14 protein-coding genes are annotated in these 18,282 nt (G+C 28.5%); 11 read left to right on the top strand and 3 right to left on the bottom strand.

What is annotated here, in order from left to right; genetic code table 11:
* Positions 1-80: 80 nt before the first annotated feature.
* Positions 81-1,115 carry a tRNA (adenosine(37)-N6)-threonylcarbamoyltransferase complex transferase subunit TsaD gene (tsaD, locus tag BX611_RS09000; protein ID WP_115880316.1) on the bottom strand — a complete coding sequence of 345 codons (1,035 nt, stop codon included), beginning with the start codon at positions 1,113-1,115 and terminating at the stop codon, positions 81-83.
* Between the two features lie 143 nt (positions 1,116-1,258).
* Between tsaD and BX611_RS08995 the strand changes: the two genes are divergently transcribed.
* The 6 genes from BX611_RS08995 to BX611_RS08970 are packed head-to-tail and all read left to right on the top strand — an operon-like array spanning position 1,259 to position 10,106.
* The gene (locus BX611_RS08995; protein WP_115880314.1) at positions 1,259-5,623 is read left to right on the top strand and encodes a translocation/assembly module TamB domain-containing protein; all 4,365 of its coding nucleotides are present in this window, start codon (positions 1,259-1,261) and stop codon (positions 5,621-5,623) included.
* 10 nt (positions 5,624-5,633) lie between these two features.
* Complete coding sequence (locus tag BX611_RS08990; protein ID WP_115880312.1) at positions 5,634-6,539, top strand: sugar phosphate nucleotidyltransferase; 906 nt, start codon at positions 5,634-5,636, stop codon at positions 6,537-6,539.
* The gene (locus BX611_RS08985) at positions 6,530-7,642 is read left to right on the top strand and encodes a phosphotransferase (protein ID WP_115880310.1); all 1,113 of its coding nucleotides are present in this window, start codon (positions 6,530-6,532) and stop codon (positions 7,640-7,642) included. The genes BX611_RS08990 and BX611_RS08985 overlap by 10 nt, the downstream gene beginning before the upstream one ends.
* Positions 7,643-7,679: 37 nt before the next feature.
* Positions 7,680-8,666, top strand: a complete 987-nt coding sequence (pfkA, locus tag BX611_RS08980) for a 6-phosphofructokinase (RefSeq protein ID WP_115880308.1) — start codon at positions 7,680-7,682, stop codon at positions 8,664-8,666.
* 37 nt (positions 8,667-8,703) lie between these two features.
* Positions 8,704-9,696, top strand: coding sequence for a type I glyceraldehyde-3-phosphate dehydrogenase (gene gap / locus BX611_RS08975; protein ID WP_115880306.1), 993 nt, complete (start codon positions 8,704-8,706; stop codon positions 9,694-9,696).
* A gap of 47 nt (positions 9,697-9,743) precedes the next feature.
* Complete coding sequence (locus BX611_RS08970; protein WP_115880304.1) at positions 9,744-10,106, top strand: methylglyoxal synthase; 363 nt, start codon at positions 9,744-9,746, stop codon at positions 10,104-10,106.
* Between the two features lie 3 nt (positions 10,107-10,109).
* Here BX611_RS08970 and BX611_RS08965 read toward each other — a convergent pair whose 3' ends face one another.
* Positions 10,110-10,490: a Rid family detoxifying hydrolase gene (locus tag BX611_RS08965; RefSeq protein ID WP_115880302.1), complete on the bottom strand. Its 381-nt coding sequence runs from the start codon at positions 10,488-10,490 to the stop codon at positions 10,110-10,112.
* Between the two features lie 11 nt (positions 10,491-10,501).
* On the bottom strand, positions 10,502-13,144 hold the full coding sequence (locus tag BX611_RS08960) for a putative LPS assembly protein LptD (RefSeq protein WP_240324931.1): 2,643 nt from the start codon (positions 13,142-13,144) through the stop codon (positions 10,502-10,504).
* Between the two features lie 198 nt (positions 13,145-13,342).
* Between BX611_RS08960 and BX611_RS08955 the strand changes: the two genes are divergently transcribed.
* From BX611_RS08955 to BX611_RS08935, 5 genes are all read left to right on the top strand, one after another.
* Entirely contained in the window at positions 13,343-14,482 is a 1,140-nt protein-coding gene (locus tag BX611_RS08955; RefSeq protein ID WP_115880300.1) for an N-acetylmuramoyl-L-alanine amidase family protein, read from the top strand.
* Between the two features lie 60 nt (positions 14,483-14,542).
* Positions 14,543-15,496: an MlaD family protein gene (locus BX611_RS08950; protein ID WP_240324930.1), complete on the top strand. Its 954-nt coding sequence runs from the start codon at positions 14,543-14,545 to the stop codon at positions 15,494-15,496.
* A 184-nt stretch (positions 15,497-15,680) separates the two neighbouring features.
* Entirely contained in the window at positions 15,681-16,985 is a 1,305-nt protein-coding gene (locus BX611_RS08945) for a (Fe-S)-binding protein (RefSeq protein WP_115880298.1), read from the top strand.
* 29 nt (positions 16,986-17,014) lie between these two features.
* Positions 17,015-17,461 carry an LNS2 domain-containing protein gene (locus BX611_RS08940; RefSeq protein WP_115880296.1) on the top strand — a complete coding sequence of 149 codons (447 nt, stop codon included), beginning with the start codon at positions 17,015-17,017 and terminating at the stop codon, positions 17,459-17,461.
* An 18-nt stretch (positions 17,462-17,479) separates the two neighbouring features.
* Positions 17,480-18,259: a (Fe-S)-binding protein gene (locus tag BX611_RS08935; protein ID WP_115880294.1), complete on the top strand. Its 780-nt coding sequence runs from the start codon at positions 17,480-17,482 to the stop codon at positions 18,257-18,259.
* Positions 18,260-18,282: the final 23 nt, after the last annotated feature.

Genomic DNA, 18,282 nt, shown 5'->3' with positions numbered 1-18,282 from the left:
TTTATTTCAGAATCTCATTTACGGATAATCACTCAATATGAGAACCTGAAATAAATGCAGGTTGATGTAAATTTGACTTTTTAATTTTCACTAACTTTTAACCTGGCAGTAGCAGAAGTAGATTCTTCAGAAAAATTATTTTCTAAATATTTTAAATACCCAACAATTGCAATCATTGCAGCATTGTCTGTAGTATATTCAAATTTTGGGATATAAGTTTTCCAACCAAATTTTTCTTCTGTACCTTTTAATACTTTTCTAATTTCAGAATTTGCACTTACGCCACCAGCAATTGCAATATGTTTTATGCCAGTTTGTTGAACTGTTTTTTTTAGTTTTTCAAATAAAATTTCAACAATTGTATGTTGAATAGAAGCACAAATGTCATTTAAGTTTTCTTGAATAAAATTGGAGTTCTCTTTTACTTTTTTCTGAATAAAATATAAAATTCCTGTTTTTAATCCGCTAAAACTAAAATTTAAATCATTAACTCTGGGTTTGGTAAATTTAAAAGCTTTTGGGTTTCCAAGTTGAGCGTATTTATCAATTAATGGTCCTCCCGGATATGGTAATCCTAAAATTTTTGCAGATTTGTCAAAAGCTTCACCAACGGCATCATCTAATGTTTCACCTAAAACTTCCATATTAAAATGGTTGGTAATTTTTACAATTTGAGTATGTCCGCCACTTATGGTTAAACATATAAAAGGAAATGGAGGTATTTGTTGATTTTCTTCTTCAATAAAATGTGCTAAAACGTGTCCCTGCATATGATTTACAGCTATTAAAGGAATGTCTAAAGCCAACGAAAGTGATTTGGCAAAAGAGGTTCCAACCAATAATGAACCCATTAATCCAGGTCCGCGTGTAAAAGCTATGGCATTTAAGTCTTTTTTGTCGATATTTGCTTGTTGAATTGCCTGTTGTATTACAGGAACAATATTTTGTTGATGTGCACGTGAGGCTAATTCAGGAACAACACCACCATATTTGGTATGTATTTCTTGATTTGCCACAACATTTGATAGTATTTTTCCGTTGCAAATTACAGCGGCACTTGTGTCATCACAAGACGATTCAATACCAAGTATATAAATTGGTTTATTTTTAATCATTTAATAACAAATAAAGGCACGAAAATTGCCGTTAAAATGCAAATTTAGCGCTTATCAAACGATTTAAAAAAATAGTTGTCAAAATTTTACTTGCCTTACTACTTCTTTTAGTAGTAACAAGTATTTTATTTGCTATTCCTGCGGTGCAAACTAAACTGGGAAAAGCTGCAACCAGCTATTTACGGAACTCCTATAATGTTGATATTAATGTTGGAAAAGTTGATTTAGCTTACCTTGGAGACGTAAAACTTAAAGAAGTTTTTATTAGAGACCATCATTTAGATACGTTAATTTATGCTGAAAATTTATCAACTTCAATACTTAGTTATAGAAAAATTTTAAAGAATAAATTAGAATTTGGTCAAATATTATTGCAAGATTTCATTTTAAATATTAAAACCTATGAAAACGAAAAAGACGATGCTTTAACGGTTTTTGTAGATAAATTTGATGATGGAACAGTAAGTGACAAACCATCTAGTTTTTTAATGACTGCAGATAAGTTGAAACTAGAAAATGGTTATGTATTAATTTCTGATGAAAATAGTGAAAATGAAAATCCATTATTTTTTAATAAAATTTATGGAAATGGTACTAATTTTAAAGTAGCTGGTCCAAATGTTTCTGTAAAAATTAGAGGATTCAGTTTTGTTGAAAATCACGATTTAAAGGTTGAGAGTTTATCAAGTGATTTTACATACACTAAATCATTTATGAATTTTGAAAATACAGCGCTTAAAACAAAATCATCAAAAATTTTAGCTGATATTAAATTTACTTATGATAGAGAAGATTTTTCTGACTTTAACAACTTGGTTTCCTTTAATGCCAATGTAAAACAGGCTGATGTATCACTTTTAGATTTGAAAAATTTTTATCAAGAGTTTGGTACTAACGATGTGTTGCATTTCTCTACTGTAATATCTGGAAAACTGAATGATTTTGTAGCAAATGATTTAAGTTTAATAACTGATAAAAATGCTATTATTAATGGAGATTTGAACTTTAAAAACGTTTTTAATCAAGAAAACGGATTTTCTATGAATGGTAATTTTAAAAATTTAACTTCAGATTATAGCCATTTAAAAGTGGTATTACCTGAAGTTTTAGGGAAAACATTACCTTCTACATTTGAAATGTTAGGCAGGTTTACTTTAAGTGGCAATACTTACATTACTCAAAATTTAATTGATGCTAAACTTACGTTAAACACCGATTTAGGAACTTCAATTTCCGATTTAATTTTAACTGATATTAGTGATATAGACAATGCCTCTTATACAGGACATATTGAGTTAGTTGATTTTAAATTGGGTGAAGTAATGAAAGATAGTTTGGTTGGTAAATTATCTATGGAAGCTGATATTAAAGGGAAAGGTTTTACATTAGAAAACTTAAATACTTCAGTTAAAGGCAAGGTATCTAAACATCAATACAAAAATTATACTTATAAAGGTATTAGTTTAAATGGTGTGTTTAAAAACAAACATTTTGATGGGGAAATGGAAGTAAATGATGATAATATTAAACTTAATTTTAACGGTTTAGCAGATTTATCTAAAGATATTTATTCATTCGATTTTAAAACAACTGTTGATTATTGCGATTTAAATACCATAAATCTTTTTAAAAGAGATAGTATTTCAAAAATTAAAGGAAATATTGATATTAATGTTAAAGGAAATTCTTTTGATGATTTAGTAGGTACAGTAGATTTTAAAAACTCTTTATATGTAAATCAAAAAGGAAATTACTTTTTCAAAGATTTTAATATTACTTCTTCTTTTAAAGATAGTATAAGAACAATAACAATAAATTCTCCAGAAATATTAACCGGTCGAATAATTGGGAAGTTTAAATTTAATGAGTTGGGGAAATTAGCACAAAATTCTATTGGTAGTATTTATTCAAATTATAAACCATTTAATGTAACCCCAAATCAAAATTTAGATTTTAGATTTAATATTCATAATAAAATTGTAGAGGTTTTTTATCCTGAGGTTATATTATCACCAACCACTACAATTAGAGGTGATATTAGTTCAGATGATAATTTGTTTAAACTGAATGTTAAATCACCAAAAATTGAAGCATTTACAAATACAATAAACGAGTTAAATTTACAGGTTGATAATAAAAATCCACTATTTAATACCCAATTAACAATTGATGAAATAAATTCGAAATATTACACTATTTCAAAATTACATTTGGTAAATATAACTTTAAGCGATACCCTATATTTTAGAACAGAATTTGATGGCGGAATTGATAAAACTGAAAAATTTGATTTATCATTTTATCATACTTTTAATAGTGAAAATAAATCTGTTTTTGGATTGCAAAAATCTAATTTCACCTTTAAAAATAATAAATGGATTATTAATCCAGAGGACAACTTAAAAAACAAAGTGGTATTTGATAGTAAAACCAAAATTTATAATGTAGAGCAGTTTTTAATTGCTTCAAAAAAAGAACAAATAGAATTTTATGGCACATTAAAAGATACCATTTCAAAAGATTTAAATTTTAAATTTAATAATGTTAAACTTTCAAGCATTACTCCCGATATTGATAGCTTGAAATTGAAAGGAATTATAAATGGGACTTTAAATTACAATCAACTGAATAACCAGGTAAAACCAACTGCAAATTTAATGGTTTCAAATTTTAATGTTAATAATTCACATCAGGGAGATTTAAAATTGGCTATTGAAGGAAAAAATTCAGTTAAAAATTACGGAGTTGATATCTCTTTAAAAAGAGATGGAAATATTAACTTTTCAGCAAAAGGTGATTTAGATTTTACACCCGTAAAGCCAACTTTAGACATAATAGTAGATTTTGAAGAATTTAAATTAGATGCTTTTAGTCCGTTAGGCGAAGATGTATTTAATAATATTAGAGGATTTGCTTATGGAAATGTTAATTTAACGGGACTTTTAAATAATCCAACTATGACAGGTGAATTGTACCTGGATGGAGCTGGGCTCTATTTTCCGTATTTAAATGTAGATTACGATTTTGTAGGTACTAGTGTTATTACTTTAAACAATCAAACTTTTAATTTGGAAGATGTATTAATAAACGATAGTTTAAAAGCAACAAAAGGAAATTTAACTGGAACTATTTCTCATAAATATTTTGATAATTGGAAATTGGATTTAAGTTTAATTACACAAAACTTGTTAGTACTAAATACAGAGGAAGAAGAAACTTCTTTATATTATGGAACTGGTTACTTGGCAGGAAATGCAACTATAAAAGGACCAACTGATAAACTGGTAATTGATGTAAACGGTAAAACTAATAAAGGAACGCATTTTGTAATTCCAATAAGTGATGTTAAAACCGTGGAAACAAATCAATTAATTAGGTTTGTTGGAAACGAGAAAAATGAAGAAAGTGTAAAGTCTAGAAAAGAATTAATTTCTGAAAAATTGAAAGGACTTTCACTAAACTTTAATATAGAAGTTACCAAAGAAGCTATTGTAGAAATGGTGTTGGACAAGGCTACAGGAAGTTACTTAAAAGGAAGTGGTGCCGGAAATTTACAGCTAGAGTTGGACACAAAAGATAAATTTGATATGTACGGAGATTTTATTGTAGATAATGGTATTTACAATTTTAAATACGGAGGTATTATAAACAAACCATTTAATGTAAAAAAAGGAGGAAGTATATCCTGGAGTGGCGATCCTTTTACGGCAGATATAAATATTGAAGCAGTTTATAGAGTATCGGCAAACCCAAAATCTTTATTAGAAAACATTACAACAAACAGAAAAATTCCGATTGACTTAATAACACGTTTTTCAGGTGAATTATTCAACTCTCAGCGCGAATTTGATATTGAAATTCCAAATTCAAGTTCAACTGTTGCATCCGAGCTTGCTTTTAAATTAAATAATAACGACACAAATAGCAAAACAATACATTTCATGGCATTACTTGCAACTGGAAGTTTTTATAACGAAAGTGATTTAAGTGTAAATAGTAGTGGATTGGTTTATGGAACAACTTCCGATTTGCTTTCAAATGCATTTGATAATATAGTTAATAAAGGAAATAATAAATTTAAATTAAAACCTGTATATACTTTTGGTGAAAGAAATAGAATAGATAATTTAAATATTAATGATCAATTAGGTTTGGACTTTGATTATCAGATAAATGAAAGAATTTTAATAAACGGAAAAGCCAGTGTTCCAATAGGTTCAAAAGAGCAAACAAGTATAATTGGCGAAGTAACAATAGATTTTTTAATGAATGAAGAAGGAACCTTAAGATCATCAATATTTAACCGTCAAAATGAAATTCAATATACTGAGGAGGAAGAAGGTTATACACAAGGAGTAGGTATGAATTATCAAATTGATTTTGATAATGGTAAAGAATTATTAGAAAAACTAGGTTTAAAAAAACAAAAAGTAAGTGATACTTTAAATTCAAAAAAAGCAATTGAAAAGTTAAATAAAACTAAAGATTTAATTAATTTTAAAAATTAAAATAAAAAGCATGAACAAACCAACATTAGTAGTTTTAGCAGCAGGAGTAGGAAGTAGGTATGGTGGGTTAAAACAATTAGATACATTTTCAGAACAAGGAGATACTATTTTAGATTTCTCAATTTACGACGCAATTCAGGCGGGTTTTGGAAAAGTAGTTTTTATTATTAGAAAAAATATTGAAGACGATTTTAAAGCATTTTTTAATCCAAAACTTGAAGGTAAAATTGAAGTCGAGTATGTATTTCAAGAATTGGATAAAATTCCAGAAAAATATAAAGATAATAATCGTCAAAAGCCTTGGGGAACTGGACACGCTTTATTAATGGCAAAAGATGCTGTAGAAGGTAATTTTGCAGTAATTAATGCAGACGATTTTTACGGAAGAGAGGCGTTTGAAGGTGTGGCTGAGGCATTAAGAAATACTGATGAAAATTCTACAAATTTTAATATGATGGGCTATGTATTAAAAAATACAATTTCAGAATATGGCTTTGTTTCAAGAGGTGAATGTATGGTAGATAGCAATAATTTTTTAACACAAGTTACTGAACGTACACACATTGAAAAAATTGATGGACAATTAATGTATAAAGATGAAAATGAGCAATTAAAGCCAATTTCTGAAGATACAGTTGTCGCAATGAACTTTTTTGGTTTTACACCTAAATATTTTGAAGTTTCTGAATCTATGTTTGAAGATTTTTTAAAACATAATTATAAAGAAGCAAAAGCTGAGTTTTTTATTCCATCGGTTGTAAATACTTGTATTATAAATAAAACTGCAACTATGAAAGTATTAAAATCCAATGCGAGATGGTTTGGAGTTACTTATAAAGAAGATAAAGAATTTGTTACTTCTGAAATTCAAAAATTAAAGAAATCGGGAGTTTATCCAACACATTTATGGTCTTAAGTACGGAAAATATAATTACCGTATTTAATCATTTCAATCATTTGTCTAAGTTAGATTCTTTTTCAGAATTATCTTCTGGACATATTAACGATACCTTTTTAATTAAAACAAAAGGAGCGCATGATTTTGTGCTTCAACGTTTAAACAGCTATGTTTTTAAAAATGCCAAACAGGTTATTTTAAACAAAGTTAAGGTTAGCGAATATATTAAGACGCAAATTAATTTAACAAGTAATCATAAGTCACAACACGTTTTAAGTTTTATAAAAACACTAAATAATTTACCATATTATGAGGATAAAGATGGAGATTTTTGGAATTTATCTATTTATATAAAAAACAGTAAAACTTTTGAAAAAGTTGAATCAAAAGAAATTGCTTTCGAAGGCGGAAAATTATTTGGCGAGTTTTTAAATTTAACAAATGGTTTAAATGTAAATGAAATAGTTGAAATTATTCCTGATTTTCATAAAATGTCTTTTCGTTATAAACAATTTTACGAAGCATTGAAAAATGCCTCTAAAAATCGTATAGAACTGGCTAGTATAGAAATTAAAAAAGTATATACATTAAAAAATGAAATGCATATACTTCAAAATTTAATAGCCACAGGGAAAATTCCATTGAGAATAACACATAACGATACAAAAATATCAAATGCCTTATTTAGTGAAGCGAATAAAGGATTATGTGTAATTGATACAGATACGGTTATGCCGGGGATTATACATTACGATTTTGGGGATGCCGTAAGAACCATTTGTAATACTTCAAATGAAGATGAAACCGATTTAAATAAAGTTTTATTTAATATCAAATTTTTTAAGGATTTTACAAAAGGGTTTTTAGAAAAAACGCACAAAGAATTAACACTTTTAGATGTGCAAAACTTAGCACTGGCAGCAAAAACAATTACATTTATTATGGGATTACGTATGCTAACCGATTTTTTAAATAATGATGTCTATTATAAAACTGCATATAAATTTCATAATTTAGATAGAGCAAAAAATCAGTTTAAATTAGTTGATGAAATAAGTGAAAATTTTAATAAAATGAATGAAATAACTTTTATGGAATTCAAAAAACTAAAACAAAAATAAATTCAATTGAAATATAATTATAAATTAGCTTTTCATTATGGGAAAAAAAATTGAAAAAATTGGGGTGATAACTTCTGGAGGAGATGCCCCTGGAATGAACGCTGCTATTAGAGCAGTTGTTAGAGCTTGTGCTTATTATAATATTGAATGTGTAGGTGCTTACAGAGGTTACCAAGGTTTAATTGAAGGCGATTTTAAAATACTGTCACCAAGGCATGTAAGTAATATTATTAACAGGGGAGGAACTATTTTAAAATCAGCAAGATCTTCTGAATTTAGAACAAAAGAAGGTAGAGCAAAGGCATATAAAGAAATTAAAAAAGCTGAAATTGATGCACTTGTTTTAATAGGTGGAGATGGTACTTTTACCGGTGGAATGATTTTTAATGAAGAATACCATTTTCCTTGTATTGGTATTCCTGGTACAATTGATAATGATATTTATGGAACAAATTTTACAATTGGATATGATACCGCTTTAAATACCGTGGTTGATGTTATTGATAAAATTAGAGATACGGCAAGTTCTCATAACAGGTTGTTTTTTGTTGAAGTAATGGGTAGAGATGCCGGTTTTATTGCTTTAAATGCAGGAGTTGGTGCAGGAGCTGAAGAAATTTTAATACCTGAAGAAGATTTAGGGTTGGAAAGATTGTTAGAAGCATTAAAAAGAAGTAAACGATCAGGAAAATCATCTAGTATTGTAGTAGTTTCGGAGGGAGATAAAATTGGTAAAAATGTGTTTGAATTAGCCGATTATGTAGAAGAAAACTTACCACAATACGAAGTTAGAGTTTCGGTACTAGGACATATGCAGCGAGGTGGTTCACCAAGTTGTTTTGATCGTGTTTTGGCAACACGATTAGGTGTAAAAGCTGTTGAGTTATTGTTAGATGGCCAAACAAATTTAATGGTTGGCTTGTTAAATAATAAAGTTGAAACAACAGAATTGGACCATGCCGTTAAAGGGAAACATCATATTAACAAGGAGTTGTTAAGAGTAAGTGATATTATGTCTATTTAATTGTTAGAAATTATATTTTCTATAAGAAAAATTGTAAATGATAAAAGTTGGAATAAATGGATTTGGGAGAATTGGAAGGATTGCCCTAAGGTCGATTTTAAATAGAATAAATATTGAAGTTGTTGCAATAAATGATTTATTGGACATAAATCAGTTAGCATATTTATTAAAATTTGACTCAGTTCACGGAAGATTTAAAGGAACTGTTAAAGTTGAAAAAGATGTTTTAATAATAAATGGTAAACCAATTAGAATTACTTCAGAAAAAAATCCGGAAAACATAAATTGGGGAGTTTTAGATGTAGATTTTGTAATTGAATCTACCGGATATTATACAACTAAAAACGAAGCTGCTTTGCACTTGAAAGGCGGTGCTAAAAAAGTAGTAATCTCTGCACCTTCAAAAGATGCACCAATGTTTATAATGGGTGTTAATAACAAGCAATTAAAAAAAGACGATATAATATTTTCAAATGCATCTTGTACCACAAATTGTTTAGCTCCAATAGTAAAAGTTTTAAATGACAACTTCGGAATAATTGAAGGGTTGGTTACAACGGTACATTCTACAACTTCTAGTCAAAATACTGTAGATGGTTATGCCAAAAACTGGCGTAGAGGTAGAGCAGCATTAAATAATATGATACCTACTTCAACAAGTGCTTCAGAAGCAATATCCAAAATAATACCTGAAATGAAAGGGAAAGTTTTGGCAATGGCAGTGAGAGTGCCAATAGTGGATGTATCTTTAGTAGATTTTACGGTACATTTAAAAAATACAACCTGTTATAGTGATATAAAAAAAGTGATGAAATATGCTTCAGAAAATGAACTTAAAGGAATTTTAGGATATACTGAAGATGAGGTAGTTTCGCAAGATTTTGTTTCTGAACCAAGAACCTCAGTTTTTGATGCCAATGCAGGAATGGAATTAAACAATCATTTCTTTAAAATTATTGCTTGGTATGATAATGAGTTTGGTTATGCGACTAAAATAGTAGATTTAATAGAATATTCTGCATCACTTTAAATAAACTAGATAATTTATATTTGTAGAAGTTTAAAAAAATAGGAATTATGGAAATAGCAATTATTGCTCACGATGGCAAAAAAACAGAAATGGTTCAGTTTTTAATGGACTTTAAAGCACTGTTAATATCAAAAAAAATTACTTTAATTTCTACCGGAACAACTGGTAAAAATGCCGAAAAGGCTGGGTTTAAAGTTGAAAAATTCCTTTCAGGACCCTATGGAGGTGACGCCCAAATTGCTGCACGTGTAGCAGAAGGGAAAACGGATATGGTTTTCTTTTTTAGAGATCCACTAGGGATGCATCCTCATGAACCAGATATTGCAATGTTAATGCGTTTGTGTGATGTTCATGATGTTCCATTAGCTACAAACCCTGCTACTGCAGAACTTTTAATAAAATCTATTTAGGTATTATTTTATAGCAATCATAGAAATTTCTACATGTACAAATTTTGGTAAGTTGGCAACTTCTACAGTTTCTCGTGCTGGAGCAGTTTCACTATTAAAATAGCTGCCATATACGGCATTTATTTTAGTGAAGTCATTCATATTTGTAATAAAAATAGTTGATTTTACAACGTTTTCAAAAGTCATTTCAGCTTCAGCTAAAACTGCTTTCATATTTTCCATTACTTGTTTTGTTTCATTTTCAATAGTATCCAGCACTAATGCTCCAGTTGTTGGGTTTATAGCAATTTGCCCAGAAGTAAATAAATTGTTTCCAACTAAAACAGCCTGATTATAAGGACCAATTGGAGCTGGGGCATTGTTTGTGTTAATAATTTTTTTCATTTTAAAAGGTTTTAAAATAATTGTTTATCAGGCACTTGTCTTTTATCATATTTTAAATCACTAAGCATAGATGATTTTACACCAATAAAAAAGTAATAGGTTTGTCTGTCTCCAAAAGGAACCCAGTTAAAATTCAGTTTCCAACTATCAAGATCTCTTGAAAAACGAAGTTGTGTGTAAGTAAAACCTTCATTTTTAACATCGTAACCAGATGAAAATCCAAGTCCCCATTTTGGAGTTATTTCAACATCACCAGAAAACATTATAGAATTAGATGAAATTTCTTTTTGCCTGTTTGCATTGGCGTAATTTAAGCTATAAGCAATTTTTAATGTCCAGGGAATTTTAGACTGATAAAGTTTTGCTTCTTTTACGTTAGCTTTTTTTTCCTGATTTGGAGTTTGCTGGTTTGTAGCAGTTAAGTTTTCTCCAAATACACCATCGGAGTTATTATCTTCAGCTTTTTGATCTTTTTCAGATTTTTTACCGTCATCTTTTTTACTCGATAAAGAATAATTTAAAGTAAGTCCTGCATTTGTTAGTCTAAATAAACTACCACCATTATTATAGTTAAATGTATTTATTTTTTTTCCATTAACATCTAAAGCATAAGGATCTAAGGTTGCTCTAACATTTACGCTTAGTTTATTGTTAAATAATTTAGTTCCAGCATTAACACCCACAGGGCTCCATTTTAAAGAATCCGCAGCCATATTATAACTGGTTGAAAAGTTTAAATTATTTAATAAAATAATTTTTTTGGCTTCTGTTTCGCTATCTGCAGAATCTTTCTTTCTAATTTTGGCTTCTAAATTATTATTAAGCGTTAAGTTTAAACTATTGGAAAGTCCAGATCCTGGTTTTCCAAAAATTCCATTAGAAAAAGGAGAGTATTCAATAAACTCATCTGGTTCTTCAGCACTTTTTTGATATTCTTCATTAAAATAACTAAAATCGGGTCTGTAACTATAGGAAATACTTGGTCTTACAACATGACGAATGGCTTCAATATTTCCTTTTTTAAACTTAAACATTCCATAAAATGTAGTTCCCAATGAAACAGAAGTTGAATATTCATTAAATCGACTAAAACTACTTATGGTATCTGTAACTACGGCATTTTGCACATCATCAAATTTTTTGCTAATACGATCAAAATACCATACATCTTTATAAGTTATGCTGGGCGAAATTGTAAAATATTTTAAAGCTTTCATGTTGGTATTCATTGAAATATTGTGCTGAATACCAGACTTTGCTTCATCAAACATTTGTTTTTTAAAGAAAAATTCATCGGTGGTATTTATTCTATTGTCACCTTTCATAGAATAGGTTAATCCTGTTTTCTGAATTGCATTCTTTTTTACACCATTTTTTCCGGTAAACGGATAAATTCGATCCATATTTAATTGTAAAGAAGGCAAGGTCATGGTAATTTCTTCAGTATTGGTGTTTTGAGAATGTGTCATAGATAAAGACACATTAAATGGGGTACCAACAAAATTTTTATAAAAAGAAACGGAAGAACTTAAATTGTTGTTTAAGAATGAATTAGTGTTATATTCATTATTAGATTGTTTATAATATTTACTGCTTCCCATATTTACAGAAGCTGAAAAACGCGAGTTAGGGCTTGCCTTTGAGTCTTGTGAATGACTCCATCTGATATTGTAATTTGATGCTTTTGAATAATCATCAAATCCTTTTAAGCTGTTTATTAAATTTTCATATCTAATATTAATATTTCCGGAAAATTTATACCTTTTTGCATAGCCAGATTCTGCTCGTAAACCCCAACTTCCGTTTGTATAAATATCTCCTAAAACTGCTAAATCAAAATTATCATTTATTACAAAATAGTAACCTCCATTTTGTAAAAAATAACCTTGCCTGTTATTATCTCCCCAAGTAGGCATTAAAAAACCGGAAGTTCTTCCTTTTGTTAAAGGAATGTATGCAAAAGGTAAAACTACAGGTGTTGGTACATCAGCTAATACCAATTGACTTGTTCCGGCAACTAATTTCTTGTCTTTAATAAATTTTGCTTTTGGAATTTTAATATAGTAATCTGGATTTTCCTTATCTGATGTTGTTAGGCGTATATTTTCAATAAAAATAACAGAATCATTATGTTTTTTACTAACCTCACCTAATATTATTATTCCTTGTTGCTCAGTTTTTAAATTCCAAATTTTAGCTTTTTCAGATTTAAAATTAAAACTAATTGTATCCTGAGTAGATTCTTGACCTCCTTGTTTAAAAACAGGTAATTGAGAATAATTTCCTATACTATCTTTAATTCCTTTTGCAATAACAGTACTTGTATTATTATTTATTTCAATATAACCAGCAGTAATATCAATATCTTTATAATGTATATGTGCATTATTAAATAGTTGAATTTTATTGTTTTTTATATCCTGTCTAATTAAACTATCGGCACTGTGTTCAACAATTCCTTCCAGTAATTCTTTCGGTTTTTTAATGGAGTCTTTTGGTTTTATAAGTAAAGAATCAATTGGTTTTATATTAAGAGTATCTTTTAGAGGAATAACAATAGTATCCTTTTTAATTACAGGAATTGTGTCTGAAGAAAATTGCTTTATTTCTTGAGAATAAACAGAAGTATTGACAAAGCTAAAAGCTAGTATCAAAAAAAAGAGCGCATATATTTTGAAAATGTTCGTTTTAATAATTAAAATATTTGTAAAATCATTATATTTATTGGGTTGAAAGCATAAGTTTTTTTAATTTAGCTTTTAAGCATTCAACCAAATTTTGATTGCTTGTAAATGTATGGCTCAATAATTGTATCACCAAATAACAGATGCCAAAAATAATTAAAATTATTGATGAACTCACTACTCTTTTATAAAATTAAAATTACAACGAAATTCGTACTGATTTTCGTATTTTTTATTACTATTCTTTTTAAGAATACTACTGTTTTTGCTCAAAAAAATGATTTTGTTGTTGTTTTAGATGCAGGGCATGGTGGTAAGGATCCTGGTAAAGTGGGGTATAAAAAAGTTAAAGAAAAGGATATTGCATTAAATATTGTATTGCAGGTAGGTAAATTATTGTCAAATCAAGAAAATATAAAAGTTATTTACACACGAAAAACGGATGTTTTTATTGATTTATGGGAACGAGGAAGAATAGCAAATAAAGCAGATGCAGATTTGTTTGTATCAGTTCATTGTAATGCACATAATACCCAAGCCTCAGGTGCCGAAACTTGGGTGTTGGGAACAAATGCAAATAATAAGAATTTTGAAGTTGCTAAAGCAGAAAACTCTGTAATTTTATTGGAAGATAATTACGAAAAAAACTATAAAGGTTTCGATCCAAATTCACCGGAATCAGTTATAGGCCTTACATTAATGCAAGAAGAATATTTAGACCAAAGTATTCAATTAGCAAGTATTATTCAAGAAGGATTTTCAAATAAATTGAAGAGAAAAGATAGAGGTGTTAAGCAAAATGTATTTGTTGTTTTACATCAAACTTATATGCCAAGTATATTAATTGAAACTGGATTTATAACAAATATTAAAGAAGGTACCTACTTAGGTTCTAAACAAGGTCAACATAAATTTTCTGAATCTATATATAATGGAATAGTTAAATATATAAAACAGCTTAATTTAAATAGTGTTAAAAATGAGGATCTTGCTGTTTTAAATAACAGTGTGGTAGATAAAAATACAATTGTTACTGAAGAAACTTTTAATAATGTACTGTTTAAGGTACAAATAGCTTCAGGATCTAGAAAATTAGATACAAAACCCTACAATTTTAAAGGGCTTAAAAACATTGATAGAGTTAAAGTTGGTAATAGTTATAAATATTATTTAGGGAATACATCTAATTATTCAAAAATTAAAGAATTGCAAAGCTTGGCTAAAACAAAAGGCTATACTTCAGCATTTATTGTTGCATTTAAAAATGGTGAAAAAATATCGGTTCAAGATGTTTTAAAAAAATCATAGTATTTTTGCCATTTACTCACAAAAATTATTAGTAATATTGCTTTAAAAAATTATACTATTTTGAAAATTTCAAGAGAATTAAAAACAGGTGTTGTTGCTGTTGCTGTAATTGCTTTATTTATATGGGGTTATAATTTTATGAAAGGCATAAATTTATTTGATGGCCCATTAAAAACATATTTTACTGAATATAGTAATGTGCAAGGATTAAATACGGCAAGTGTAGTTACAATTAATGGTGTTGAAGTAGGAAAGGTTATTAATATTAAATTTAATAAAAATGAAGATAAACGGGGGCGATTAATTGTAGAATTTAGTATTGAAAATGATTTTGAATTTTCTAAAAACAGTGTTGCTAAAATTTACAGTGCAAGTTTAATGGGAGGGAAATCTTTGGCAATTGTTCCTTCATATGAAGGTGAATTAGCTATTCCTGGTGATTTTTTAAAAGGCGAAATAGAGTCTGATATTTTTTCTTCAGTTACAGAAAAATTAAATCCACTACAGGCTAAAGTTGAAAATGTAATTGTAAGTGCAGATTCATTAATGACAGGTTTAACGGATATTTTAGATGTTAAAAGCAGACAAAATTTAAAATTAAGTATATCACAATTAAATGCTACCATTTCTAACTTTAAATCCGCTTCAGAATCAGTAAATGAACTAATAAAAAATAATGACGAAAAATTGGCTAAAACATTAGAAAATACAGAATTAATGACAGCTAATTTATCAAAACTTTCAGACACCTTAGTTAATGCAAATTTAGGTGTTACCATTAAAAATATTGAAGAAACTGTAAGTAACTTAAATAATGTTTTAGCAGGTATTGAAAGTGGAGAAGGATCTTTAGGAAAGTTATTAAAGGATGAAGAAATGTATAATAATTTAACAAATGCATCTAAAGAATTAGAAGAATTATTAAACGAAATGAAATTACATCCAAAACGTTTTGTGCATTTCTCATTATTTGGGAAAAAGGACAAAGGTTATAATCCTGAAGAAGAAAAATAAAATTTAAAACAGAAAATAATATATTTACAATCTTAATCATTTTGTAAATTATTTTACATTAAATATGTTAAGGTGTTAATTTATTTTAAATTGCCAACCTTAAAATGTAAAAAGTGAAAATTTTGAACTTTTACCAAAAAAGATAGTTTAATTAAAACAATTGAATTATCAATAAAAATTAAGTATGAATTATATTGACAACATCGCATTTTTAATACTGCTGATTTTAGGAGTTGGTTTTTTTGTTAAAAACATTCAAAAGATAATTCGAAATATAAAACTTGGTAAAAAAGTAGATAGATCTGATAATTCAAATGCACGTTGGCAAAATATGGCCTTTATTGCCTTTGGACAAAGCAAAATGGTTAAAAGGCCAATTTCAGCATTATTACATATAATAGTATATTTAGGTTTTATTATTATAAATATTGAAGTAATAGAAATAATTATTGACGGTTTATTTGGCACACATAGAGTCTTATCTTTTTTAGGAGGAACTTATGCTATTTTAATAGGTACTTTCGAAATTTTAGCCTTATTAGTATTAATATCCGTTTCAGTTTTTTGGATTAGAAGAATGGTTTTAAGAATTCCTCGTTTTTGGAATAAAGAAATGAAAGGTTTTCCAAAAAATGATGCTTTGTATATTTTATATTTTGAAATGGTTTTAATGTCATTATTTTTAATAATGAATGCTACTGATGTACCATTTCAACAAGGAGATTCTGGAAATCCAATCAGTCAGTTTTTAGTTCCCTTATTTGAAAATTTTAATGTAACTACGCTTTATATTATAGAACGTACAGCTTGGTGGTTGCATATTGCAGGAATTTTAATTTTTCTAAATTATTTGTATTATTCTAAACACCTTCATATTTTATTAGCTTTTCCAAATACTTATTTTGCTAATTTAAATCCGAAAGGACAATTAAATAATTTAGAAGCTGTAACCAATGAGGTGAAAATGATGTTAGATCCAACTGCAGATCCTTTTGCAGCAGCACCAGAAGGAAGTGAAGATGAAGTTCCTGAAAAATTTGGAGCAAGTGATGTTACAGATTTAAATTGGGTGCAATTAATGAATGCTTATACTTGTACTGAATGTGGTAGATGCACATCTTCATGCCCTGCAAACATTACAGGAAAAGAACTTTCTCCAAGAGCTATTATGATGAAAACGCGTGATAGGTTAGAGGAGGTTGGAAAAAACATAAATAAAAATGGTGAATTTGTGGAAGATGGTAAACAACTTCTAAATGATTATATAACACCAGAAGAAATTTGGGCTTGCACAAGTTGCAATGCTTGTGTTGAGGAATGTCCTGTAAATATAGATCCGTTATCAATAATTATTGATTTACGAAGGTATTTGGTAATGGAACAATCCGCTGCATCACAAGAATTAAATATGATGATGACAAATATTGAAAATAACGGTGCACCTTGGCAGTACAACCAAATGGATAGATTAAATTGGAAAGACGAATAACATAACTATAAAAATCAAAAACACACAAAATGAAAAAAGAAGATGTTGAAAAACTACTACATGATAAAGTAGAAGATGGGCTACATATTAGTCCTATTTTACCTGAAGGAATTAAAAATTATTTAATTGATATTGATGGTACTGTAACAGAAGATGTTCCAAATGAAGAACCAGAAAGAATGGGAACTTGCGAACCTTTTCCAGATGCATTAGCAACATTAAATAAATGGTATGATGAAGGACATATAATTTGTTTCTTTACTTCAAGAACGGAAGCACATAGAGAAGTTACTGAAATGTGGTTGAACAAACATGGCTTTAAATACCATAGCTTGTTAATGGGAAAACCTAGAGGAGGTAATTATCACTGGATTGATAATCACTTAGTTAAAGCAACTCGTTATAGAGGTCATTTTACTGATTTAGTAGAAAAAGAAGTTACTATTGAAGTTTTTGATGACGGAAAACACGAATAAAATTTAAAACATATTAATATGAATGTACCAACAATGGCAGAAATGATGGCACAAGGAAAACAACCGGAAGTATTATTTTGGGTTGGATGTGCTGGAAGTTTTGACGATAGAGCAAAAAAAATAACAAAAGCATTTGTGAAAATTTTAAACAAGGCTAATGTTGAATTTGCGGTTTTAGGTACGGAGGAAAGCTGTTCTGGTGATCCTGCTAAAAGAGCAGGAAACGAGTTCTTATTTCAAATGCAGGCAATGACAAACATAGAAGTGCTAAATGCGTATGAAATAAAAAAAATAGTAACAGCTTGTCCACATTGTTTTAATACACTTAAAAATGAATATCCTCAACTAGGAGGTACATATGAAGTTGTTCATCATACAGAATTGTTAAAATCTTTATTGGATGATGGACGGCTTTCTATTGAAGGAGGAAAATTTAAAGGAAAAAAAATAACATTCCACGATCCTTGTTATTTAGGTCGTGCAAATGAAGTGTATGAAGCTCCAAGAGAATTAATTCAAAAATTAGATGTTGAATTGGTTGAAATGAAACGTTGTAAATCTAACGGTTTATGTTGTGGTGCCGGTGGAGCTCAAATGTTTAAAGAACCTGAAAAAGGAGATAAAGATATTAATGTTGAGCGTACTGAAGATGCTATTAAAGTATCTCCAAATATTATTGCAACTGGCTGTCCGTTTTGTAATACAATGATTACTGATGGTGTAAAAGCTACAAATAAAGAAGAAGAAATTGAAGTATTGGATATTGCAGAGTTAATTGCAAATGCCGAAGACTTATAATTATATAAAACTTTTTTGAATAG

Origin of the sequence: Lutibacter oceani (assembly GCF_003384935.1) — a bacterium.
Lineage (GTDB): Bacteria > Bacteroidota > Bacteroidia > Flavobacteriales > Flavobacteriaceae > Lutibacter > Lutibacter oceani.
The sequence above is the reverse complement of the archived record's forward strand: the minus strand, read 5'-3'. Positions and strand labels throughout refer to the sequence as shown.